Genomic DNA, 22,387 nt, shown 5'->3' with positions numbered 1-22,387 from the left:
GCACCCGGCACCGGGGAGGGCGGCGGGGCTCCGCCCAGCTCCTCCCCGACCGGGGCCGGAAAGACGGAAGTCCCCGATCCGTTGCCGGGATCGGGGACTTCCTGAGACTCACCACGCCTGGTCGACGCCGCCGACGGGGACGTAGCCGCCGTGGATCTGCGATGGCCGTGTGCGGCTTCAGGTGGTCGGTACGTCGGCCGGGGCGATGGCGGCGTGGTTGACGTGGCGCGCCAGCCACACCAGCAGAGCGTCCAGATCGGCGGCCGCCGAGAGTACTCGGTCGGCCGCTTCGGGAGTGTGCAGCCACTCCTCGCAGCCCAGGGAACGGGCGGCGATCAGCGAGCGGTGGCGCAGCAGGTCCGCGCGAGGGTGGCTCGCCGGATAGCCTCGCGGAGGGCGTTTCATCACGTCCCCGGAGATGTCGTAGCCCTTGTGCCGTACGTCGTCGACGATGGCCGCCAGTTCACGACCGCCGCTCTCGGAGGCCACAGCGCTACGGAACGTGTCCACCTGGCCGGGGTCCGGATACCACCAGGCGCCCTGGATCCGCAGGCCGTCGAAGGAGAGCCGGAGTCCGATCTCGACCTTGCGGCCGAGTCGGATCACCGCGCTCTGGTGCTGCCACCACCAGGACCCGGTGCGGAAGTGCCAGACCGAGAAGTCCTCGTACCGGGGATCGGTGTCGGCGATGTCGTTGAGCAGAGCGATCATGGGCCGACGGACCAGGCGCTCGCGGTTCGCCCGGTAGCGCTCCTTGGTCGCTCTGGTCGGTTCACCCTGGAGTTGCCACAACACGTCCATGGCCTGCGGCGGCCAGCCGGTGAACTGTCTGCGCATGCGGGGAGAATAGCCCGGCCCGGGGCCCGCCCACACAGGTGCGCCGCGGACCGGGACGGCGCACCTCGGGCCGTGCGACGCGGAGTTGGAGTCGGCCGACCGGCTATGTCTGGGGCGGCGCCGCGTAGACCTGCGCGGCGAACGCGTGTACCTGGTCCTCGGGCAGGCTCCGCGCGACGTCCGCCTCGCTGATCATTCCGACCAGCTTCTTGTCCTCGATCACCGGAAGCCGGCGGATGTGATGGGTGCCCATCTCGGTGATCACGTCTTCCACGCTGGCGTTGCCGTCGATCCAGCGGGGCGTTCCTTCGACGAGGTCCGCAGCGGTGCACTGGCTCGGATCGTGGCCCTCGGCAACGCACTTGACCACAATGTCACGGTCGGTGATGATCCCGCACAACCGCTCGTCCTCGTCGCTGACCGGCAACGCCCCGACATGCAGTTGGCGCATCCGCTGCGCGGCGTGGAGCAGCGTCTCCGTCTCCGGGATCCACTGCGCGCCCTCGTGCATGATGTCCTTGGCCGTGGTCATGGAAATCTCTCCTCACTGGGTGCGGTGACTGCTCTTTTGCCAGGCATCCCCGTCTCTTTGCCAGGCATCCCTGTGCACGTCTCCTTCAATGGTTGCGCCACGGGTGGGGTCCGGCGAGCGGGCGCCGCCGCTTACCGCAGTGGATCCGAACCGCTCCCCGCCAACGCGGGAAATTCCCCCGATCGTGGGAGCGACCAATCCGGCGGGGCTTAGGGACCGTATTCCCCACGTGAGCGAGAACGAGAAGAATCCCTGCCGCCGGCCCGGTCCGGTCCGGTTGCTGCTGGGCGCGCTCAGCGGGGCGCTGGCCGGGTGTGCCGCGCTCGCGTTCGCCGAAGCCGTGGCTGCTGCGATCCGTCCGCAGACCGGTCCCGTCGTCGCCGTCGGCGGCGCCGCGATCGACCGCACGCCCACCGCGGTCAAGGACTGGGCGATCCGAAATTTCGGCACCGACGACAAACTGGTTCTCCAATCGGGGATTCTCGCGATCCTCGCGCTGTCCGCGGTGTCCCTGGGAATCGTCGGACTGCGGTTCCGCCGCCGCGCTGCGGTCGCTGTGCTGCTGTTCGGGGCCGTGGGAGCGCTCACGGCCATCGGGAGGCCCGACTCGACCGGCGTCACGGACGCGCTGCCCTCGGTGGTGGGAGCCGTCGCCGGATCGGTACTCCTGTACGTGCTCATCGGCCGCCTCGAACCCCGGACGGAACCCCACGCGTCCCCGATGGCCCCTTCCGCAAGGGACTGGGACCGGCGCGGCTTCGTGATCGCCGCGAGTACGGCGGCCGTGGCCTCGGCGGGAGCCGGTCTGTTGGGCCGGTCCTTGACCGGGGCGGGCGGCCGGGACGCGATTGCCTCCCGGCGCGACGTGGTGCTGCCCGCGCCCACGTCCCCCGCCCCCGCCGTGCCGAAGGGCGCCGGACCGCGGATCCCGGGCCTCAGCCCGTTCATCACGCCCAACCCGGACTTCTACCGCGTCGATACCGCGCTGGTGGTCCCCAGGGTGGACGCGACGACCTGGAAGCTGCGGATCCACGGCACGGGCGTCACCCGTCCCCTCACGCTCTCCTACAGCGATCTGCTGCGCCACGACCTGGTCGAGCGGGACATCACGCTGGCCTGTGTCTCCAACGAGGTCGGCGGCCCGTATGTCGGCAACGCCCGCTGGATCGGCGTACGCCTGGCCGATCTGCTGGCCGAGTGCGGGGTGAAACCGCCCTCGAAGGGCGGCCCCGCCGACCAACTGGTGGCGCGCTCCGTGGACGGCATGACGATCGGCAGCCCGGTCGAGGACGTGATGGACGGCCGTGACGCCCTCCTCGCCCTGGGCATGAACGGCGAACCGCTGCCCTTCGCGCACGGCTTCCCGGTCCGCATGGTGGTACCCGGCCTGTACGGCTTCGTCTCCGCCTGCAAGTGGATCGAGGACATCGAGCTCACCACGTTCGCCGCGTACGACGCCTACTGGGTCAAGCGCGGCTGGGCCCGCAGGGCGCCGATCAAGACGCAGTCGCGCATCGACACGCCCAAGCCGTTCGCACGGCCCAAGGCGGGAACGGTGACGATCGCCGGCGTCGCCTGGGCCCAGCACCGCGGCATCGACAGGGTCGAGGTCCGCGTGGACGACGGCCCCTGGCAGGAAGCCCGGCTCGCCACCGAGGACACGGCCGACACCTGGCGCCAGTGGACCTTCCCCTGGAAGGCCACCAAGGGCGGCCACACCCTCACCGTCCGGGCCACCGACCGCACCGCCGCCGTGCAGACCGAGAAACGTACCCGCACCATCCCCGACGGCGCCGACGGACGGCATTCCGTGGTCGTGACCGTCGACTGACCCCCGAGCCACCTTTCCCATCCCCCGTCAAGGCAGCTCAGGCTGCGCCAACCAAGTAGGAGAACCATCATGAACGCCCGTATCCGCCGCACCGCCGTGATCCTGGCAGCCGCGGCCGTCCTGCCCCTCGCGCTGACCGCCTGCTCCGACAGCGGCTCCGACTCCACCAAGTCGGACTCCGCGTCGGAGTCGTCGGCGTCGGCCGCCGCCCGGGACGACAGCGGGACCGGATCCAACAGCGCCGCCTCGACGGACCAGCCCTTCGGTACGGCCTGTTCGGCGGTGCCCAGGAGCGGTGCCGGTTCCTTCGACGGCATGGCCCAGGACCCGGTCGCCACCGCCGCCTCCAACAACCCCGCCCTGTCCACGCTGGTGACGGCGGTGAAGAAGGCCGGCCTGGTCGACACCCTCAACAACGCGCAGAACATCACCGTGTTCGCGCCGACCAACGACGCCTTCGCGAAGATCCCCAAGGCCACCCTGGACAAGGTCCTGGGCGACAAGGCCCAGCTCACCAAGATCCTCACCTACCACGTCGTCGGCCAGAAGCTCGACCCGAAGGACCTGGAGAACGGCTCCTTCGACACCCTGGAGAAGACGAAGCTCACCACCACCGGTTCCGGCACGTCCTACACCGTCAACGACTCCGCCAAGGTGGTCTGCGGCAACGTCCGGACCGCCAACGCCACCGTCTACATCGTCGACAGCGTTCTGATGCCCGCCAACTGATGCCTCGTCGCCTGCGGGGTGCCACACCGGTGGCCCCCGCAGGCGACTTGGAACCTGGCGAAACCGGCCGATCTCCTGGTCGTGGAGGTGCGTGGTCGACGCCATCGGCCACGCACCTCTCTGTGCGAGAGCCGCCGGCGACACCACACCGAGGAGAGCGAACCGGCGCCGCTCGACGACATGGACCCCCAGCGCTTGGTCGTGGCGCCTGCGCGACGGGCGGGGAACGTGGTCCGCTTGACCAGTGGTCGCGGCCGGGTCGCTCGCCCATGGGCGAGCATGCCTTCCGCGCCACGTTCCGGCATGGCTCCGTGCGCGTTGGTCAAAAGGACCGGCCGAGGAAGGAGCCGAGCGGACGGCCCTGATGTGCGGGTGCCGAGAGCAGGCGTCGACCGAGGAGAAGCATGAGCAGGGAACACCGCCGGGCACCGGACGTGATCGTCGTCGGAGCGGGCCTGTCCGGCCTGGTGTGCGCGCTGGACCTTTGCCGTGCCGGGAGGCGGGTGATTCTCCTGGAGGCGTCCGAGCGAGTAGGCGGACGCATGCGCACGGACCGGCGGGACGGGTTCCTGCTGGATCGTGGTTTCCAGGTGTTCAACACTTCGTATCCGCAGGTGAAGCGGCGTATTGATCTGAAGGGTCTGCGGCTGCGGCCGTTCACCGCGGGCCTCGTCGCGCACACGTCGAAGGGGCCTGTCCGCCTCACCGACCCGACGAGAGAACCCAGAGCGGCGGGGCCTCTGCTGATGGGACGGGTCCTCTCGCCGCGCGACCTCGCAGCGCTGGCGGCCCTCACCGTGCGGGACGCCGTTCTGCCCGCTGCCGTCGCCAGGAGACGCGAAAACGGCTCCACCTCGGCGGCCCTGGCCCGAGCGGGAGTGTCGGACGCCGCGGTCGCCGACATTCTGCGGCCGTTCCTGTCCGGCGTCTTCCTGGAGGACCGACTGGAGACCTCCGCACGCTTCTTCCACCTCGTCTGGCGGAGCATGGTCCGAGGGTCTCTGTGCCTGCCTGCGCAGGGCATCGGCGCCGTCCCGGCCCAACTCGCCGACGAGCTGCCCAGCGGCGTACTGCGGACCGGCGCCCCCGTCGCCGCGGTCACCGACACGGGTGTGCTGCTGGAGGACGGGAACGAGGTGCCGGCCCGGGCGGTCGTGGTGGCGACGGACCCGGCGACCGCCGCCCGCCTGCTGCCGGGGCTGGCCGTGCCGGACACACGCACCGTCACCACCTACTACCACGCAACCGGCAGGACACCGATGGCCGAACCGATCCTGATGGTGGACAGCACCGGAGCGATCCTGAACACCTGTGTACTCAGCGAGATCGCACCCACCTACGCACCCCGCGGTACCGCGCTGGTCTCCACCTCCGTACTGGGAACCGACCTACCCGGCAGGGCACAGGCGGTGCTGTCCCGTCTGGCCGACCTGTACGGCACCGACACGAGCGACTGGCAGCAGGTCGCCGCCCGCACGGTCGAGGGCGCGCTGCCCGCGATGCTTCCGCCCTGGCCGCTGAGTCGCACCACCCGCCTGCGCCCAGGCAGGTACGTGTGTGGGGACCACCGGGCGACCGGATCGGTGCAGGGTGCCATGGCATCGGGCGCGCGCGCCGCGCGCGAGGTGCTCGCCGACCGGTGACACCGAGGTGGAGCCGGTGGGTGGCCGAGCCGTCTCCGGCCGCATCCCCGCCCCCTGTCCCGTCGCTGCTTCACTCGCCCCGAAAACTCGCCCGCCGGGTTCTGCCGGGCGCTTCTGACGGTGACCGGAAAGGTGGGCGGCTCAGCTGCTCCTTCTCGGGCCCGCCCGACCTCCCCGGCGTCACGCTCCGTGGCACCAGGGAAGGAGACCGACAGGTGCCGGGGCTCCCAGGGTGTGGGCCTTCCCCCTCACCCCCAAGCTCACTGTCGGCACCGCACGTAGCCGGGCGGACGGAGCGCGCGAAAGTCGGCAGCCCCCGCGCAGGCCGGTGAAGAGAATGAGAGACACGCCGGTTTGCGCCGTCGCCCCTGTCAGGGAGCATGGTTCACAGAGAGATCCTCAGGGGGGCGCGCCTCGTTCCGAGGCGCCCACACACTGGAGCACACATGACGCAGCTTCCGCCGCCCGTCACGCCCTACCTGGAACCGGCCGCGAAGGAACTCGCCGAGGCCACCGACGCCCACCCACGCATCTACGAGGTGCCGCCGGAACAGGGCCGCGACATCCTCGCAGGGCTGCAGAGCGGCGAGGGAGTGGCGCGGCCGGAGGTCGACGAGGAGTGGGTGGAGGTGGACGCGGGCGAGTGGGGCACGGTCCGCACCCGCATCATCCGGCCGAAGGGCGCCACCGGCCCCCTGCCCGTGATCGTCTACATCCACGGGGCGGGGTGGGTCTTCGGCGACGACAAGACCCACGACCGCCTCTTCCGTGAGCTCGTCGTCGGCGCGGGCGCGGTGGGTGTGTTCCCCGTGTACGACCGTGCGCCGGAGGCGAAGTACCCGACACAGGTCGAGCAGAACTACGCGGTGGGTCAGTGGGTACGCAAGAACGGCTCCGACCACGGCATGGACACCTCCCGCGTGGCGGTCACCGGCGAGTCCGTCGGCGGATGCATGTCCGCCGTCTTCGCGCTGATGAACAAGGAGCGTGAGGACGGCCTCGACCTGAAGGCCCAGGTCCTGCTCTACCCGGTGACCGACGCCGACTTCGACACGCCGTCGTACCAGCAGTTCGCCGAGGGCTACTACCTCACCCGAGACGGCATGAAGTGGTTCTGGGACGCCTACACCACCGATCCCGCCGACCGGAAGGATCACTACGCCTCCCCTCTGCAGTCGACCCTCGATCAGCTCCGGGGTCTGCCCACCACCCTGGTCATCACGGACGAGGCCGACGTCCTTCGCGACGAAGGCGAGAAGTACGCCAACAAGCTGCGCGAGGCCGGTGTCGATGTGACCGCCGTCCGTGTCGCCGGCATGGTCCACGACTTCCTGCTCCTCGACAGCCTCCGTGACACCCGCGCCGCGAACGTGGCACGCAAGCTCGCCATCGACGCCCTGCGGACGGCCCTGCACGACAGCTGATCGCGGACACCGGTACCCCACCGGACCCCAGGAACGACCGAGGGCCGGTTTCGGATGACTCCGAAACCGGCCCTCGACCGGCGGAGCACGGGCGGCCTGCGGGCAAGCAGGTAAAGGGGTACCGGACGACCGGGCCGGCAGCGGGCGACGCCGCGCCCGGTGGGGCACGGCGTCATCGCTGAGGCGTCGTGTCACCGCGGGGGTGCGGCGTCACCGCTGTGGCCCGGCCGTCGGATCAGACCTCCAGGTCGGCCTCGATCCGCTTCAGCTGGTGCCGGGCCATCGCCAGATTGGCGCGGCCGGAGTCCAGTACCAGGTACAGGAACAGGCCGTTGATGCCCCGGGCCTTGAGCAGCCGGATCAGGTGGTACTGGCCGCCGAGCGTGATCAGGATGTCTTCGATCTCGTCCTGGAGGCCGAGGTGCTCCATGGTGCGGAGCTTGGCGCGCACCACGTCGGTGTTGCCCGCTGCCGCGACCTCCAGGTTGAAGTCCTTCCCGCCGCCGAGGGTGCCCAGCGCCATGCCGCTGGTGTAGTCGACGAGGGCGACACCGAGGGTGCCCTCGATGGTCGACATCGCTTCCTTCAGTGACGCTTCCGTGTTCGCCATGTGCTCGTTTCCTTTCCTTGGCCGGCCGAGGCGACCGGATCCGTTGATGAGGTGTCTGGGGTCGTTGCTGCCCGGGGCGTTTCAGGGGGCGGCGTTACGTGCGGTGCGGCAGTGGGCCGGGATGCGGGGCGCGCGGCCCGGGAGGGTGGGCCGGAGGCGCGGGCTGTGCCGCGCGGTCCAGCGCGGCGTCGACCAGTTCGCCGATGCGGATACCGGCCCGGCGGCCTTCCAGATGGAGCCTGCCGACATTGATCCGGTCCTCGGCCAGCAGCGTGAGGACGGCACTGGAGCCTGCGGCGTACGTGGCGATGTAGCCGTCTTCGCCGCGTACGAGTTGTTCACGGAATCCGCCCCTGCCGGTGGCCTGCGTCATCCGGATCGCTACCCCGAGGGCGGCGGCGGTCAGTGCGGCGACGCCCTCCGCCTCCACTCCCGGGGTGTCGTGGGCCAGGACGAGACCGTCGGCACTGGCCGCCAGGGCTCCGGAGAGAAGCGGAACCCGGGCCCTCAACCGCTGCAGCTCGGCCAGGACATCCTGCGCTTCGGCCTCGGGCACCATCAGCTGTCTCCTCCCGGCACGCTGTCTGAGTGCACGTATCACAGAGCCTCCAATGCATCTCGGAGCCGACGCAGCAGGGCGACGTCGGGGTCGGCCGTGACCTCCGGAATCGTGATCCGGCCGGAGGTGGAAGCGGTGGCGCCGGGTGTTTCCCGCAACGCGTCCACCAGCCCGGCCGCTGCCAGCCGCCGGAGATCGACCAGGACGTGGAACGCCGACCGGCCCAGCTCCTGGGCGATGTCCGATGCGGTACGTGCCCCGTCCACGAGATCGAGTACGCGGCGTTGGCGGGGCGGAACGGGGGCGTCGACCGGATGCGCGGCCCGTACGAGCGGGGCGCTGTCGGTCACCGCTTTGGGCCAGATCCGGTCCAGTAGTTCCCGGCGCCGGAGCGTTTCGCGGTGCACGGCGTCGACGGGGACGGGGCGGACGGGGCCGATCCAGTGGGAGACCCCGTAGCGGAAGCGGGCCGGAGTACGGGCGGGCGCCAGGGCGAAGAACGCGGCGTCGTACAACGCGCCCAGATGGCACAGTTCCAGGGCCCCGCCCGGTATCCATCCGCTGTCCACGAGATATCGGCCGACGCGCTGCCCGGCGCCCGCCCGGGCGACCGCGTCCCACCAGCCGTCGCGGTGCAGGGCGCCGCCCGTGGTGAGCAGGACGTCGATACCGGGTGTCGCCGGGCTCTCGGCGTGCACCACTTGGCCGTCGGCGAGATAGAGGGTGCCGCGGTCGCGTATCAGGGCGCCGGTGGCGCGTTCGGCGGCGAGACGCTGCAGCATCGGGGAGAGAGCCGTGGCTGGTGCGGGGGCGGTAGCTCTCACGCCAGGACCAGCCGCTCCGCCATCTCGCCCAGCCGTATTCGGGCGAGAGCCAGATTGCCTTCCGCACGGTCGAGCCACAGATGCAGGAAGACACTGCTGTCGAAGGACGTCTCGACGAAACGGAGGATGTGGTACCCGGCGCGGGTGGTGACGATGACATCCTCGACCGGAGGCGCTGCGCCCTTAACATCCCCTTGTTTCGAAGAAGTTGAGGGATCAGAAGCGGGCAGCGCGAAGGCGGGCTGTTCGGCCGCCATTCTCGCCACCTCGGCCGTCTCCGCTGCGGCGGCCTCGTGATCGCCGTTGGGCGAGTCGCCGACGGTGCCGAGGGCGAGACCGCTCGTCCAGTCGACCACCGCGGCGCCGCGGGCACCGGGCAGCCTCATGACTTCGAGTAAGCACTCGTCGATTCCGGGCACGCGGACTCCTCTCCCGACGCGGCGTACGGCTGTGCCCCGAGGCTACGCAAAGTGCTCGCCCCCGGCGGGAGTTCTGGCATTTTCCATAGGTACATGCTCCGAGGCATGTAAAGGGCGCCCCGGCGCGGGGGCGGCGTCCTCCGAGCGCGAGAGGTCTCCGGCACCGGTCGGGCCAAGTGGGGGCGCGTACCCGTTGACTACGAGTATGTGCTGCTTCGTGCTGCGCTTCCCGGCCACGACAACATGATCAAGTTCAAAGCCCCTGTGCGAGCAGCCGACTCCATTGCGCTGACCGGGCTCACACCGGCGTGAGCCCGGTCAGTCGAACGCGCGCAGCACCAGCAGCGCGGCTCCCGTGATCCCCGTCCGAGCCACCCGAGCAGTCCCGTCTCCACCGCCGCCTCGGCGGCATCTGCAGCTACGTCCGCGTGGTCCGCACCGGAACGGCACCGCGGACAGGAACGAGACCAGCCGCGCTTCCACGCACCGCACCAAGACATCCGGCATCAAAAAGTGGCTGCTGGCCCACCCGCGGTTGTTTTCCAGGCCCGTGAGGCTCAGCTCGCCAGGCCGTGACGGAACGCGTAGACGACCGCTTGGACGCGGTCGCGCAGGTTCAGCTTGGCGAGTATGCGGGAGACGAACGTCTTCACCGTCTCCTGGCTGATGACGAGGGCGGCGGCGATCTCGCTGTTGGACAGGCCGTTCGCGATCAGCCTCAGCACCTCCAGCTCGCGGGGGGTGAGCGGAATGTCCTCGGGGGCGCCGTTGGTGGGGCGGATGCGGGTCGCGTACCGGCCGACGAGCTGGCGGGTGACCTCGGGGTCGAGGAGCGCCGCGCCCATGGCGACCGTGCGGATGCCGTGCAGCAGGTGGTCGGGCGGGGCGTCCTTGAGGAGGAAGCCGCTTGCTCCGGCGCGCAGCGCCTCGTAGACGTACTCGTCGAGGTTGAACGTGGTGACCACGAGGACCTTGACGGGGTGGGCGACCCCGGCTCCCGCCAGCAGGCGGGTGGCTTCGAGGCCGTCAAGGACCGGCATGCGGATGTCCATGACCACGACGTCCGGGTCGAGCTCGCGGGCGAGGTCGACTCCTTTCCGGCCGTCACCGCACTCGCCCACCACCTCCATGTCGGGCTGGGCGTCGATGATGGTGACCAGGCCCATGCGGATCAGCGCCTGGTCGTCGCAGACGAGCACCCGGGTCGGCGCGGACCCGGACGGCGAAGGTGTGTTCACGAGCGGCCCCCGGCCGGTATCCGCGCCCGGACGACGAAGTCGCCGCCCGCGACGGCGCCCGCGCTGAAGTCCCCGCCGAGCACGTCGACCCGCTCGCGCAGACCGGCCAGCCCCCGTCCGCTGCCACCGACGGCGGCGGCCCGTGATCCGGTGCCGTCCGTGCTGACCTCCACGGTGATCTCCCTCTCGCCGTGTCGAACGGTGACCGAAGTGCGGCTGCCGTGAGCATACTTGAGGGCGTTGGTGAGTGCTTCCTGCACCACCCGGTAGGCCACGAGGTCGGAACTGCCGGTGGACTCCGGCGGGGTGCCCTCCTCGGTGAACTCCACCGGCTGGCCCGCCCGGCGTGTCTGCTCCACGAGGGTCAGGACGCGGCCGACGGCCGGTGTCCTCGGCTCGGCCGCGGCATCGCCGCCGTTCCCGGTGCCGTGATCCGGGTTGAGCAGGTCCAGCAGGTGCCGCAGATCGGTGATCGCCCGGCGCCCGACGTCGGAGACGGCGCTCAGGGACTGCTCCAGCCGCTCGGGCGCGGCGGTCAGATAGCGGGCGGCCTCCGCCTGCACCACCATCGCCGTCACATGATGGGTCACAACGTCGTGCAACTCCCTCGCTATCCGGGTGCGTTCGGCGTTCCGTGCCTCCACCGCGACCCGCTTTCGACGTTCGGCCTCCGCCTGCCGGGTGGTGCGCAGCCAGCTTCCGGCGCCCCAGGCCAGGCCCAGCGCCATGTAGAAGGTGGTGAACTCCGCGGCGGTCTCGCCCGTGCCGAGGTGGGACAGGCCCACCGACAGCGCCACGTACGCCACGGTGAGGCCGGCCACAAAGCTCCGGCGGTGCCGTTCCAGGTGCGAGCCGGTGCTCACCAGCACGATGCTCATCGCGGTGGCCGCGAAGGTGTGGTAGCCGAGGAGCTGGTCGACGGCGAACCCGCAGGACACCAGGGCCAGGGAGAGGGCCGGCCACCGCCGGCGCACCGCCAGGGGCAGGGTCTCGAGGATGATCACCACAACGGCCAGCGCGTCGTGCGGGCGGTCGGGGACACCCCCGATGACCGTTCCGTTGCTGCGGAGCGCCGGGAGGAAGGAACCGATCAGGAGGAAGAGCCCGAAGGGAAGGTCCCGGACGACAACGTCCAGCCGGTACCAGACTCCACCGAGCCGCTTCCGGGTGCTGTCCAGACGGTGTCGGATGCCGTCCAGGCGGGCCCGGTTCACCAGCGGCCGGAGCCGGAGCCCGGTCGACCGGTGCCCCGCACCGCTCTCGCGGTGTCCGGCTCCGTCCGTCCAGTGCTCCGGCGAACCGGCGGATCGCTGGTCTGTCATCGGGCGAGCGCCGCGAGGGCGTCGACGCGCTCGACGCGGCGCCGGGGGACGATGTTGCCGCGGCGGTGGGCCACGACCAGGAAGCAGACCGTCAGCAGCGCGCCGAAGACCACCGAGTAGATGCTCGCCTCGGGACCGAACTCGCCGCCCGTGATCAGATGGTTGCCCGACAGGGTGGCGTCCAGCAGACCGTGGGTGTCGCCGTTGCCCGAGACCTGGGTGCTGAAGACGCCGGACTCCATGTAGTTCCAGGCGAAGTGCACGCCCATCGGCAGCCACAGGTTGCGGGTGGCGGCGTAACCGGCGGCGAGCATGGCGCCGGCCTCGATGGCGATGGCCAGGGCGCCGGCGACGGTGGCGTCGTCGTTGAGGAGGTGCATGGCGCCGAACACGAGGCCGGACAGTACCAAGGCGATGTATGTGCCCGTGCCGCGTTCCAGCAGCCGGAACAGCAGTCCGCGGAAGATGATCTCCTCCGTCGATGCGGCGGCCGCCATGAAGCCGATCAGCCCGATGGCCCCGCTCACCGAGTCGATGCCGTGGACCTCGTAGTCACCGAGGAAGTAGATGTTGCCGATGACGCAGAGGAACATCAGCGTGCCGAAGACCAGGCCCCAGAAGGTCGCGCTCGTCGCTTCCTTCCCCCGCAGTTCGGACACCTCGCGGTTCTCGGTGCGCCGCACGGCCCACCGGTAGACGAAGGTCATCACGGCCACGGTGAGGGCGCCCACCAGGAGCGAGAGCCAGGGGTTGTCCTTCACCCCGTTGGTGAGACCGCCGCACACCGCGTAGACCGCAAAGACGACGACTACCTGCAGGACTATCTTCCAGGCTCTCAACACGTGGACTCCCTTTGCCGGTTCCGACCCCGGTTCCTTCTCCGGCCCGCGGCCCGGCGTTCCGCGGTGATTCGAACACTACGGATTCGATGGTGGGGAATCGTCACCGTGCAGTGGGCACTCGCTTGTAGCTCGCACGGGGGACAGAGGGGCGGGACGTCACCCAGAAGAGGCACCCGATCTCGCCGGGCTCGTACGGGACAACTTCGGCGACCCGGACGGAGAACGCTGGGGCGGGCCTGCCGGCGCCCCAGTCGTCCGACATGCCGGGCATTCCTCGATCGCCCGGCGGCTGCCGGCGACGCGGATCAGCTCGTCCAGGGGGGTGCCGTCGAGGCAGTAGGCGATGTAGTAGGAGAGCTCTTCGGGGTGGGCGACGCTTTCTGCGGCGCCAGGGTGCGGATGCCGTTCCCAAGGGCCGGCCGCGGAGTCTTCCGCTGGAGGACCGGGCACTGCTGGTCGCGGCTTACTGGCGCACGACCCTGACCGTGCGGCAGCTCGCGCCGCTGTTGGGGGTCTCGAAGTCGGCGGCGGACCTCATCCGTCGGCGGACCCGACCGTTGCCGCGCTGCGCCGCGTCGTCGACGACTTGCCGCCAGTACCCATGCGCTCGGGGAGCTGATGCTCGAAGTCGCGCTGAACGTATCAGTGCGCCGGAACAGGTGTCTCCGCAAGAACGCCGACGCCGCGCACTCGCATCGCTGCGGTCAGCGCGAGTGGACTGACGCCCAGGGCCGAGGCGATCTCGGGGGCCATGTCGAACGCTCGCCACTTCCACTCCTCCTCGGCATCGTCGTTGCGTGCGCTCTCGGCACAGGCGGCCGGCAGGCCCATCCGCTCGCGTTCGGCCTGTTCCTGCACAAGGGGTTGTCCCAGCGTGAAAAGTCCGTCGTCGACCTCTCCGGTCTCGCAGTACCGCCGCACCACAACTCCGTCCTCCGCGATCAGCCACGCCGAGCCGTCGCCCTGTATACCGAAGTAGTACGCCTGCGCCACTCCGTAGCGGGAGCTGAGGTCGACACACAGTCGCAGGACCTCGTCGCTTCTGTCGCTGTCGCACGGATCGCACCACGGGCCGATCACCAGAGTCCATCCGTCAATCTCGGGACTCACGTACACCCGGGCCATCCCGTCCGGATTCTCCTCAGCCCCTCCGTGTCCGTCCTCGTCGATCACAGCCTCGGCCTCGGCGAACGTCACAGGGGCAGGTCGGGTGAGGCCCAGGGACGCCATGACTCCTCCCTGGTCCCCGGTCGGCACGGCGATCCAGTAGAGCCAGCACGTCGACAGCGGCCTCGGGTGGTCGTCCCTCACGATCTTCACGATCACAGCCTGCCACCTCGGGGCGCACCTGTTCGAAGCCGGACGTTAAACGACAAGCTGAAGCGTTCTCACTTCGTCCGATCGATCTGTGATCGGGGTGAAGGCGAGGAGGCTCGGGTGGCCGCCAGCTCGAAGAGGCCCTCACCCATGGCGCTGATCCCCTCCACCTCGCACTCGTCGAACGTCGCGTACCCGCACAGACCCAGATACGTCAGATAGGGCCGGGCCTTGTGCGAATCGAGGAACGCCGAGCCGTCGCGGACTCGCGGGCAGTCGCCCCACTCGCTCGACCAGTGGTTCAGCGAACCAGGCGGTCAGGTCGGGCCAACGGTCGCGGAATGCTCGGTAGTAGCGCAGTTCGGGACCGACCGCGTATCCCCGTCGGGCTACTGAAACGGTAGTTGAGCTGCCAGCGGGGCCACTGTCCCGGTTCGAGGCGCACGGCCGGAGGACGTCGCGGTCGAGGCGGTACGGCATACAGCGGTTGCACGCACCGGGCGGCGGACGGCGGAAGCCGGGTGAAGGCGCCGTGCCGGCCTCATGCGTCCCCGCCGTCAGCCGTGCGCGCCCGGCCCCGCCGCAGCAGCACGACCGCGAGCGCCGCGCTGGCCAGGCCCACCGACGTCGCGACCGCGGCGACCTCGCCGAACATCCGGGTGTACACGGCCCTGTCCGGGGCCGGCAGCCCGACGAACAGCCCCCCGCACACCGCGACCCCCACGGCCAGACCCACCTGCCGGGCGGTGTTGGACACGGCGGATGCCACCCCCGCCCGGGCCGGGTCGGCGTCCCGCATGGCGGCCGGCGCCAGCACCGGGGAGACCATGCCCGCGCCCACGCCGGTCAGCACCAGCGACGGCACCAGCGCCACCGGCCCGTACACGAGACCGAGCAGCAGGAAACTCAGGCAGCCGACGGCGCAGAGCGCGGTGCCGACGCCGAGCGGCAGCCACAGCGGGGCGCGTTGGAGCGCGGCGCCGCACAGCGCCGAGACAACAAAGAAGACGACGGGCTGCACGGACAGCAGCAGGGACGTCCGCACGGCGTCGAGCCCGGCGGCGTCCTGGAACCAGGACGACAGCACGGTCAGCGGCCCGAACGCGGCGAAGTAGTAGCCGAACGCCACCGCGACCACGGCGAGGAACCGCGGGTGGCGGAAGAGCGCCAGGTCGACGAGCGGGTCGGGGACACGGCGTTCGCACCCGACGAAGGCGACGCCGCACACGCAGGCGACCAGCGCCGCCGCCGTCGGCCCCGGGCCCGCGCCGTGTTCGCCGTACAGCAGCGCGGCGACCACCAGGGCCGCGAGCCCGGCGCCGAGCAGCACGGCGCCCGCGAGATCGACGCGGCGGGCGTCGCGCTCCGGGTCGCGGGGGAGGAAGCGCACGGCCAGAACCACGCCCAGCGCGCCCGGCACGACGGCCAGGAGGAAGATCGACCGCCACCCCAGCGCCTCGGCCAGCAGCCCGCCCGACACATTGCCGACGGCCGCCGCGAGCCCGGCCACTGCTCCCCAGACCGCGAAGGCCCGTTGCTGCTCCCGACCGCTGTAGGAGGCCCGGATGAGCGGGAGCGTGGTAGCGAACATCGCCGCCCCGCCGACGCCCTGGACGCCGCGGAACGCGGTCAGGGCGACGACGTCCGGAGCGAGCCCGCAGGCCAGCGAGGCGAGCGTGAAGAGGACGAACCCGGTGACGAAGACCCGGCGCCGCCCCAGGACGTCCCCGACCGCGCCAGCCACGACGAGGAGCGCGGCGAGCGCGAGGGTGTACGCGTCGACGACCCATTGCAGGGCGGCGAAGCCGGTGTGCAGCCCGTCGGCGACGGCGGGGATGGCCACCGTCACGATCGTGGCGTACGCCAGCAGCAGGAAGGTGGCGAGACAGGAGACGACGAGGGGCATCCGGTGACGCGTCTTCACGGCCGCCTCCCTTTCCGCGGAATCGCCGTGCCGGTCGGCCCTTCCGACGGGCGCGACGGGGACGAGGAGGACAAGGGCGACGACGGAGACGGCGGGTACGACACCCGCGACGGGCGCGGCCGTCGTCGCCGGGGGCCGTCGAGGAAGGCGAGGGCGAGTTCCCCCGTCACCGGGTTCCGGTACGTCTCGCACTCGACCTCGTAGACCGCGCGGACGAGTTCGGGCGTGAGGATCTCCTCGGGCGGCCCGTGGGTCACCACGGAGCCGTCCTTGAGGACGTACAGCTCGTCGCAGTAGCGGGCCGCCATCGTCAGGTCGTGCAGGGCCGCGAGCACCCCGATGCCGAGCTGCCCGACCAGGGAGAGGATCTGCAACTGGTACTTGATGTCGAGGTGGTTGGTCGGCTCGTCGAGGATGAGGAAGCCGGGCTCCTGGGCGAGGGCCCGCGCGAGGACGACACGCTGCTTCTCGCCGCCGGAGAGCGACTGGTAGGCGCGGTCGGCGTGCCCGTCCATCCGGACCCGGCGCAACGCCTCTGCCACGATCGCCCGGTCGTGCGGGCCGGTGGTCTCCAGCAGGCGTTTGTGCGGTGTGCGGCCCATCGCGACAATCTCCGCGACGGTGAAGTCGAAGCTCAGCTCGTTGAACTGGCCGACGACGGCGAGTTCGGTGAAGACGGCGCCCGGCCGGCTCGCCAGGACGTCCAGCTCCCCCAGCGTCACCGTTCCGGAGTGCGGCCGGACGGCCTTGTAGACGCTTCTGAGGAACGTGGACTTGCCGCAGCCGTTCGGGCCGACGACCCCCACGAAGGCGCCGGCGGCGACCCGCAGGGTCAGATCGTGGACGACCGGGGTCCCGCCGAGCCGCACCGACACGCGCTCCGCGCGCAGTCCCACGCCCTGCCCCGGGGCCGCGGTCGCCCCCGCGTCACGCGCTGCCAAAGCCGTACTCCTTCCGGATAAGCATGTACATGAACAGGGGGGCGCCGAGGACCGAGGTGACGATGCCGATCGGCAGTTCGGCGTTCGGGACGGCGACCCGGGCGACGACGTCCGCCCAGACGAGGAACAAGGCTCCGCACAGCACGCTGACCGGCAGCAGCCTGCGGTGATCGGGGCCCACGGCGCTGCGTGCGATGTGCGGCACGATCAGGCCCACGAAGCCGATGATTCCGCAGCAGGCGACGAGCACCCCCGTGGCCAGGGCGGCGACGACCAGATATACGCGCCGGAACAGCCTGGGGCTGATCCCCAGCGTGACGGCGGCCTCGTCCCCGACCAGCATCGAGTTCATCACCCGGCCCTGGAGGAGGAAGAAGACCGTGGCAGCCAGGACGACCCCGGAGACGACCAGCAGGGAGTCCCACGCGGCGGAGGCGAGGCTGCCCATGGTCCAGAAGGTGACCGAGCGGATGCCCTCGGCGCTGTTGGCGAAGTAGACGAGCGCACTGGAGGCGGCGCTGCACAGGGCGTTGACCGCGGTCCCGGCGAGGATGAGCTTGACCGGCGACGTGCGCGAACCGACGCTCCCGGCGCCGAGCACGAGCGCCGCCGCCCCGAGCGCCCCGAGAAACGCCCAGAACGGCACGCCGAACCCGCCGGCCCCGCCGAGCGCCCCGGCCGCCCCGAACCCCACGAGGAGGGAGAAGGCCGCGCCGAAGGAGGCGCCGGAGGAGATGCCGAGGACGAACGGGTCCGCGAGCGGGTTCTGCAACGCCGCCTGCATGACTGTCCCGCAGAGCGCGAGCCCGGTCCCGACCACGGCAGCCAGCAGCACCCGCGGGAGACGGATGTTCCAGACCACGTCCACGGCCATCGGATCGCCGCCCGCGCCGGTCCCGGTCAGCCTGCCGGACAGGATCCGGAACGACTCCCCCAGCGGGATGCCGACCTGTCCGATCGAGACCGAGGCCACGACCGAGACCCCCAGCGCGAGCCCAAGGACGACCAGCAGAACGGGAAGCGGCACGCTCCGCAGCCCGCCGCGCCGGAGCTGCCCGCTCCGGAGCCCGCCGCTCCGCGGCTCCCCTGCCGCGTCGGCCCCGGTCGCCGCATCGGACACGCGGCCGGGCACCTGCGTACCGGAGGCGCTCATGCGGCGGGGAAGAGGTCGGGACGCACGAACGCCGCGATCTTCTCGCAGAGGTCCGCGAGCGCCAGCGAACCGCGGATCGAGGTCGTGTAGTCGGCGGTCATCACGTCGCCGTTCCGGATCGCGGTGACGTTCCTCAGCCGGGGGTCGCGCAGCAGCCGGTTGCGGGACTTCTCCGCGTCGGACTTCTGGAACTCCGTCACGACGATCTTGTCCGGGTCGGCCGCGATGATCGATTCGAGCGAGAGCTGCGCGTAGGTGTCCCGGGTCAGCTCCAGGTACGTGCCGCCCGCCCCGTTCACCATCTCGTCCACGAGTCCGAGCGAGGGCGAGTAGTAGTCGTACGTGTCCCGCCCGCCGCTGGCGACCAGCAGCACCCTCGGCGAGCCCCCGGACCTCCGCGAGCCCCGGGCCTTTCCCTCCTTCCCCGCCGCCTCCACCGTCTTCGCGATGGCGGCGATCCTGCCCTTCTGCTCGGCGATGTGGGCCCCGGTCCGCTTCGTCACCCCGAAGGCCTCGCCGACGTGGCGCACGTCCTCGAAGTAGCTGTCCAGGTCCCGGCCCACGGTGTAGTTGACGGCGGGCAGCACCGCCACGCCCCGGGCGTTCCAGAACGGGACCTCGCCGATCTTGTCGGGCTTCAGCGCGAACGACATGGTCAGCACGAGGTCGGGCCGGCGTTCGAGGACCGCCTCCTTGGAGGGCAGCTGGTCGGAGATCTTCGGCAGCTTCCCGATCCGGTCCGCGTAGGCCGACGAGTAGGAGTTGTCGAGATAGCCGACGCCCACGATCCGGTCCTCCAGACCGAACTCGATCATCAGCTCGGCGAGCGCCTGCCCGATGACCACCACCCGCTCCGGGCTCTTCTCCACGGTCTGGGTGATCTTCCCGCCCGAGTCGTCGACGACGTCGAGGGTGACGGGGTAGTGACCGGACGGCGCCGCGGCGCCGGTGCGCCCGGCGGGTTCCGCCGGGGCCGCACAGCCGCTGAGCAGCAGGGCCGCACCGGCGGCGAGCGCGGCGCAGACGCGTATCGGGGAGACGTTCACGATGTCCTTTCGAGCCGGGCGTGGCAACGGCCACGGGCCCATGCTGAAACGGACGAAAGCGGAATTCGTACGGAGCGCGGTCCCTCGAAATATGGAGCGAACGCCCCGACGCCGACACCACCGAAGCCACTCACGACACTCAGGGCACCCGCAGCACCAACGGCGCACCCCCTCCCGCCGCGCCGCCGCGTCACCGCACGGCCATGGCGCTACGCCGCGTCCGCGCCCCGGCCACCCGCGCCGCTCCTCCGCCCGACCCGGTACTGCCGCGGGGTCCGCCCGAACCTCTTCTTGAACGCGTAACAGAAGTTGCTGGGGCTGGAGTAGCCGACCCGCAGCGCGATCGCGGCCACGCTGAGATCGGTCTCCACCAGCAGCAGCGAGGCCCGGCGCAGGCACTCGTTGCGGTGATGGCTGAAGATCGTGTCGCCGTAGAGCTGCTTGAACCCGTGGCTGAGCCGCTTGGGGTTCATCCGCAGGGCACGGGCGAGGGATTCGCCGGTGTGCTGTTCATGCAGGTTCTCCATCAGCAGCGCCGGCACCGTCCGGATGCGCTCGATCTCGTACTCCGCGAGCGGCGGTTGAGCCGGTCCGCGCGGGACGTCGTCGCGGGAGACGATCCGGGCGAGGACCTCCATGACCTTCGCCTCGTAGTAGAGCGCCCGGAAGCGGACGGGCAGCGTGCACAGGAACAGGTCCCCGAAGGCGGCGGCCAGTTCGGGCGGGGCCTGACGGCCGAGATAGTGCGCGTCCCGCTCGGCGGCCGGCATCCCCTCCACGCTCTCCTGCCAGGCCCCGGCCCCGACGCTCCCGAAGAACGCGGTGGTCGCCGCCCGCTCGGCCGCGACCGACACCCCCCGATAGCGCTGCCCGGCCGGCCGCGTCAGCCGCCCGGCCGACGCCCGGGAGTGCGAGATGGACAGCTGCCCCGCCCCGAAGACCGACGTCCCCGTGCCCGCCTCCTCCAGCAGCATCAGGCCGTCGACGCAGTACTCCAGCTCGAAGTACTCCCCGCCCAGGTCGAAGTCGAGGACGAGTTCGTCGTGGAACTCCACGTCGTACAGGGTGAGCGTGACCCCTTCGAGCAACTCGTACACCGTGATGCGCCCCTCCCCCACCTCGGGCCGCAGCTCGTGCACCACCGCCCCGCCCCCGAGCTCCCGCCGCTCCGCGACGGCCGCGTAGAACGCGCGGTACTGCCGCTCCAGATCCGCGAACCCCCGCGCGGAAGTAACCGAAAACCGGCCTGCCATGCCTCACCCCGGGTCACGAGGAAACGATCACCTACTGAAGTAAGGGTACCCTTACTGGCCTGGGCGGCAGGTGGAAGGGACCAACCCGTTCGAGCCGAGCCGGGTGAGGGCGACACCCGCGTCGGGGTTCGATCGGGCGACCGCCGGCGGGGATGGGCATTGGTACGGGCGCAAGCGACGGGAACCCGGTCGCGCCCGTCTTTGCAGCACCGGGACTGCAGCCGACCCGGACGATACCCGAGCAGCACCCCCTGGGCTCACAGCGTGAGGCCTGGCGTGTGGCACTGGACCGGGGGCGGTCACGTCGGCTGGGCGTCGCCTCCGGCGGGGAGTTCCTGCTCGATCTCTCCCATGCCGTCCATATCAGTTCGAGGGCCTCGCGGCGCAGCCGGCCGGCGCGCTCGCGCAGCTGTTGCACCTGCCGGCGCTGCTGCTGGGGGCTGAAGGCGTTGACGTACTGCCCGCGCGGCCCGGTGAGCAGCCCCTCGGCGATCGGCTGGCGTACGACGGCCGCGGCTTCCTTGCCGCCGATGTCGAAGCGCTGGCCGATGTCGTAACGGGTCATGAACCGTTCGCCGGGCTCGTAGCTGCGGTGGATCGCGGTGCGCAGGAGCCGGTAGGTACGTTCTGTCGGTGTCGTGGTGCCGACGCTGTAGAGGCGGTAGCCCTCGTAGAGGGTCACCGTCCCCTCGGCGGCGAGCCGCTCCAGCGCGGCCCGGACCGTGTCCCTGGACAGCCGGAGGTCGGCGGCGATCTCGGCCGGCACGGGCAGGTGGGTGCCCGGCTCGGTGCGCGAGAGCCGTACCCACCGGCGCACTGCGCGGATGTCGTCGTCGGCTCCCGCAGCATTGCCTGCTGCCATGCCCGCGCCTCTTCGGCCGAGGACGGGCATGCACGGCGATGGGAGCCAGATGCGCAAGCCGTCGAGGCCGGCAACGGTCGGTGTGGGCGATCGGGTGCGGTTCGCCGGCCAGGTCCAGGCGGTGCTCGCGGTGTCCGCTCGTGCGGTGACGCTGACCGATGAAGACGACTCGCTGCGGGACGTCCCGCTGGCAGTGCTGCTGGGTGATGAGGACTTCGAGGTACTGAACAGCCCGGTGCGGCCTCCTCTGCCGCCGGTGTCGCTGCTGGACGCGGCGCTTCCGGGGCGCGCGCGGGAGAAGGCGTTGTGGTGGGAAGGCCACGTCCTGGAGGTCCTGCACGGCGTCGGTCCGCATGCGGACGGAGAGGCCGGACCGCGGCCTGAGTACGATCCGGCTTAGGGCGTCCGCCAGTAGGTGATCGGATGCGTGGGTTTCGCGGGCGGGTGTTCCAGCGGTAGAGGGTCCAGGCGCGTCGGATCACGCAGCGGACCGTGATGACGGTGCAGGGATCCGGCCAATGGCTTCGGGTCAGGTCCGCTTGCGGCTCGCGATCTCCTCGGAGAGCCGCTGCACGTGGGCGGGGTCCGCGTCTCGGGCAAGGGCGACGTAGTGGTCCCTGACGGCCGGCCGGTAGCGCACGGGCAACGTCTGTCCTGGGGCGAGTCGGGTGAGCTCGGTGATCGTGAGGTCTTCGTCTGCGATACCGCGGAACGAGCGGCCGCCGGCGGTCTCCACGTCGAACATCAAGACCACGCGCGGGTTGCTGTTGACCTCCCGCCAGTCGACGAGAACGCCGAGCGCAAGCGCCCCCGTACGCAGTTCCGCATTGCGCTGCCGTGCATCACTGCTCAGGAGCGGGTTCGGGGCGACGCCCGGGAAATCGGGCCCGACACCGAGCGATTCCCGACTCAGGTCGGGCCTGAGCTGCGCCATCACATCGTTGAGCTTCTTCTGCGAACTGAACATGTTGATGGTGAGCTTCTTCTTCGAACCGAACATCCTGACCCCTCCCTCACGCCGGTGCCGGAATCTCGGCCGGATGCTTCGCACTCCGCGCCATCGTACGAGCGTCCGGCAGCA

General features: G+C 70.8%; 22 protein-coding genes and 2 pseudogenes. 6 read left to right on the top strand and 18 right to left on the bottom strand.

What is annotated here, in order from left to right:
* Positions 1-177: 177 nt before the first annotated feature.
* Together ACF08W_RS01495 and ACF08W_RS01490 are read right to left on the bottom strand one after the other, a co-directional pair.
* The gene (locus ACF08W_RS01495; RefSeq protein WP_392278013.1) at positions 178-837 is read right to left on the bottom strand and encodes a DUF2461 family protein; all 660 of its coding nucleotides are present in this window, start codon (positions 835-837) and stop codon (positions 178-180) included.
* A 103-nt stretch (positions 838-940) separates the two neighbouring features.
* Positions 941-1,369 (bottom strand): CBS domain-containing protein, encoded by a 429-nt coding sequence (locus tag ACF08W_RS01490; protein WP_385209227.1) that lies wholly within the window; start codon positions 1,367-1,369, stop codon positions 941-943.
* Positions 1,370-1,598: 229 nt separating this feature from the next.
* Here ACF08W_RS01490 and ACF08W_RS01485 point away from each other — a divergent pair, with 229 nt between their 5' ends.
* From ACF08W_RS01485 to ACF08W_RS01470, 4 genes are all read left to right on the top strand, one after another.
* Positions 1,599-3,200, top strand: a complete 1,602-nt coding sequence (locus tag ACF08W_RS01485) for a molybdopterin-dependent oxidoreductase (protein WP_392278012.1) — start codon at positions 1,599-1,601, stop codon at positions 3,198-3,200.
* A 69-nt stretch (positions 3,201-3,269) separates the two neighbouring features.
* The gene (locus ACF08W_RS01480) at positions 3,270-3,929 is read left to right on the top strand and encodes a fasciclin domain-containing protein (RefSeq protein WP_385209221.1); all 660 of its coding nucleotides are present in this window, start codon (positions 3,270-3,272) and stop codon (positions 3,927-3,929) included.
* A gap of 404 nt (positions 3,930-4,333) precedes the next feature.
* The gene (locus ACF08W_RS01475; protein WP_392278011.1) at positions 4,334-5,572 is read left to right on the top strand and encodes an NAD(P)/FAD-dependent oxidoreductase; all 1,239 of its coding nucleotides are present in this window, start codon (positions 4,334-4,336) and stop codon (positions 5,570-5,572) included.
* Positions 5,573-6,018: 446 nt separating this feature from the next.
* Positions 6,019-6,996, top strand: coding sequence for an alpha/beta hydrolase (locus ACF08W_RS01470; protein WP_392278010.1), 978 nt, complete (start codon positions 6,019-6,021; stop codon positions 6,994-6,996).
* Positions 6,997-7,231: 235 nt separating this feature from the next.
* Here the strand turns inward: ACF08W_RS01470 and ACF08W_RS01465 are convergent, their stop codons facing one another.
* The 8 genes and pseudogenes from ACF08W_RS01465 to ACF08W_RS01430 form a co-directional block, all read right to left on the bottom strand.
* Positions 7,232-7,606, bottom strand: a complete 375-nt coding sequence (locus ACF08W_RS01465) for a hypothetical protein (RefSeq protein ID WP_385209212.1) — start codon at positions 7,604-7,606, stop codon at positions 7,232-7,234.
* A gap of 94 nt (positions 7,607-7,700) precedes the next feature.
* Positions 7,701-8,165: a roadblock/LC7 domain-containing protein gene (locus ACF08W_RS01460; RefSeq protein WP_392278009.1), complete on the bottom strand. Its 465-nt coding sequence runs from the start codon at positions 8,163-8,165 to the stop codon at positions 7,701-7,703.
* Between the two features lie 38 nt (positions 8,166-8,203).
* Positions 8,204-8,947 (bottom strand): transcriptional regulator, encoded by a 744-nt coding sequence (locus ACF08W_RS01455; protein WP_392278008.1) that lies wholly within the window; start codon positions 8,945-8,947, stop codon positions 8,204-8,206.
* 38 nt (positions 8,948-8,985) lie between these two features.
* Positions 8,986-9,408, bottom strand: coding sequence for a hypothetical protein (locus ACF08W_RS01450; protein ID WP_392278007.1), 423 nt, complete (start codon positions 9,406-9,408; stop codon positions 8,986-8,988).
* A gap of 557 nt (positions 9,409-9,965) precedes the next feature.
* Complete coding sequence (locus tag ACF08W_RS01445) at positions 9,966-10,646, bottom strand: response regulator (RefSeq protein ID WP_392278006.1); 681 nt, start codon at positions 10,644-10,646, stop codon at positions 9,966-9,968.
* Positions 10,643-11,968 carry a sensor histidine kinase gene (locus ACF08W_RS01440; RefSeq protein WP_392278005.1) on the bottom strand — a complete coding sequence of 442 codons (1,326 nt, stop codon included), beginning with the start codon at positions 11,966-11,968 and terminating at the stop codon, positions 10,643-10,645. The genes ACF08W_RS01445 and ACF08W_RS01440 overlap by 4 nt, the downstream gene beginning before the upstream one ends.
* Complete coding sequence (locus ACF08W_RS01435; RefSeq protein WP_385209194.1) at positions 11,965-12,807, bottom strand: CPBP family intramembrane glutamic endopeptidase; 843 nt, start codon at positions 12,805-12,807, stop codon at positions 11,965-11,967. The genes ACF08W_RS01440 and ACF08W_RS01435 overlap by 4 nt, the downstream gene beginning before the upstream one ends.
* A gap of 270 nt (positions 12,808-13,077) precedes the next feature.
* Positions 13,078-13,197: pseudogene (locus tag ACF08W_RS01430) on the bottom strand (IS701 family transposase); the annotation flags it as partial.
* Between ACF08W_RS01430 and ACF08W_RS01425 the strand changes: the two are divergent.
* Positions 13,191-13,370, top strand: a pseudogene (locus tag ACF08W_RS01425) (transposase family protein); the annotation flags it as partial. The pseudogenes ACF08W_RS01430 and ACF08W_RS01425 sit on opposite strands and share 7 nt — an antisense overlap.
* A gap of 82 nt (positions 13,371-13,452) precedes the next feature.
* Here the strand turns inward: ACF08W_RS01425 and ACF08W_RS01420 are convergent.
* The 7 genes from ACF08W_RS01420 to ACF08W_RS01390 all read right to left on the bottom strand — a co-directional run bounded on the left by ACF08W_RS01420 (position 13,453) and on the right by ACF08W_RS01390 (position 21,306).
* A complete protein-coding gene (locus ACF08W_RS01420) occupies positions 13,453-14,136 on the bottom strand; it encodes a hypothetical protein (protein ID WP_385209191.1) in 684 nt (227 codons plus the stop codon).
* A 532-nt stretch (positions 14,137-14,668) separates the two neighbouring features.
* Complete coding sequence (locus ACF08W_RS01415) at positions 14,669-16,051, bottom strand: MFS transporter (protein WP_392278004.1); 1,383 nt, start codon at positions 16,049-16,051, stop codon at positions 14,669-14,671.
* Positions 16,048-16,992 (bottom strand): ABC transporter ATP-binding protein, encoded by a 945-nt coding sequence (locus tag ACF08W_RS01410; RefSeq protein WP_392278003.1) that lies wholly within the window; start codon positions 16,990-16,992, stop codon positions 16,048-16,050. The genes ACF08W_RS01415 and ACF08W_RS01410 overlap by 4 nt, the downstream gene beginning before the upstream one ends.
* Positions 16,979-18,112: a FecCD family ABC transporter permease gene (locus ACF08W_RS01405; protein ID WP_392278002.1), complete on the bottom strand. Its 1,134-nt coding sequence runs from the start codon at positions 18,110-18,112 to the stop codon at positions 16,979-16,981. The genes ACF08W_RS01410 and ACF08W_RS01405 overlap by 14 nt, the downstream gene beginning before the upstream one ends.
* Before the next feature lie 29 nt (positions 18,113-18,141).
* On the bottom strand, positions 18,142-19,191 hold the full coding sequence (locus ACF08W_RS01400) for an ABC transporter substrate-binding protein (RefSeq protein WP_392278001.1): 1,050 nt from the start codon (positions 19,189-19,191) through the stop codon (positions 18,142-18,144).
* A 209-nt stretch (positions 19,192-19,400) separates the two neighbouring features.
* Positions 19,401-20,444, bottom strand: a complete 1,044-nt coding sequence (locus ACF08W_RS01395) for a helix-turn-helix transcriptional regulator (RefSeq protein ID WP_392278000.1) — start codon at positions 20,442-20,444, stop codon at positions 19,401-19,403.
* Positions 20,445-20,475: 31 nt separating this feature from the next.
* The gene (locus tag ACF08W_RS01390; protein ID WP_392277999.1) at positions 20,476-21,306 is read right to left on the bottom strand and encodes a GntR family transcriptional regulator; all 831 of its coding nucleotides are present in this window, start codon (positions 21,304-21,306) and stop codon (positions 20,476-20,478) included.
* 49 nt (positions 21,307-21,355) lie between these two features.
* Here ACF08W_RS01390 and ACF08W_RS01385 point away from each other — a divergent pair, with 49 nt between their 5' ends.
* Positions 21,356-21,706, top strand: a complete 351-nt coding sequence (locus ACF08W_RS01385; RefSeq protein WP_392277998.1) for a hypothetical protein — start codon at positions 21,356-21,358, stop codon at positions 21,704-21,706.
* A gap of 129 nt (positions 21,707-21,835) precedes the next feature.
* On the opposite strand, the gene ACF08W_RS01380 is transcribed toward ACF08W_RS01385, so the two are convergent.
* On the bottom strand, positions 21,836-22,306 hold the full coding sequence (locus ACF08W_RS01380; RefSeq protein ID WP_234357293.1) for a hypothetical protein: 471 nt from the start codon (positions 22,304-22,306) through the stop codon (positions 21,836-21,838).
* Between the last annotated feature and the right edge of the window lie 81 nt (positions 22,307-22,387).

Source organism: Streptomyces sp. NPDC015144, assembly GCF_043079735.1.
In the GTDB taxonomy this organism is placed as follows: domain Bacteria; phylum Actinomycetota; class Actinomycetes; order Streptomycetales; family Streptomycetaceae; genus Streptomyces.
The sequence above is the reverse complement of the archived record's forward strand: the minus strand, read 5'-3'. Positions and strand labels throughout refer to the sequence as shown.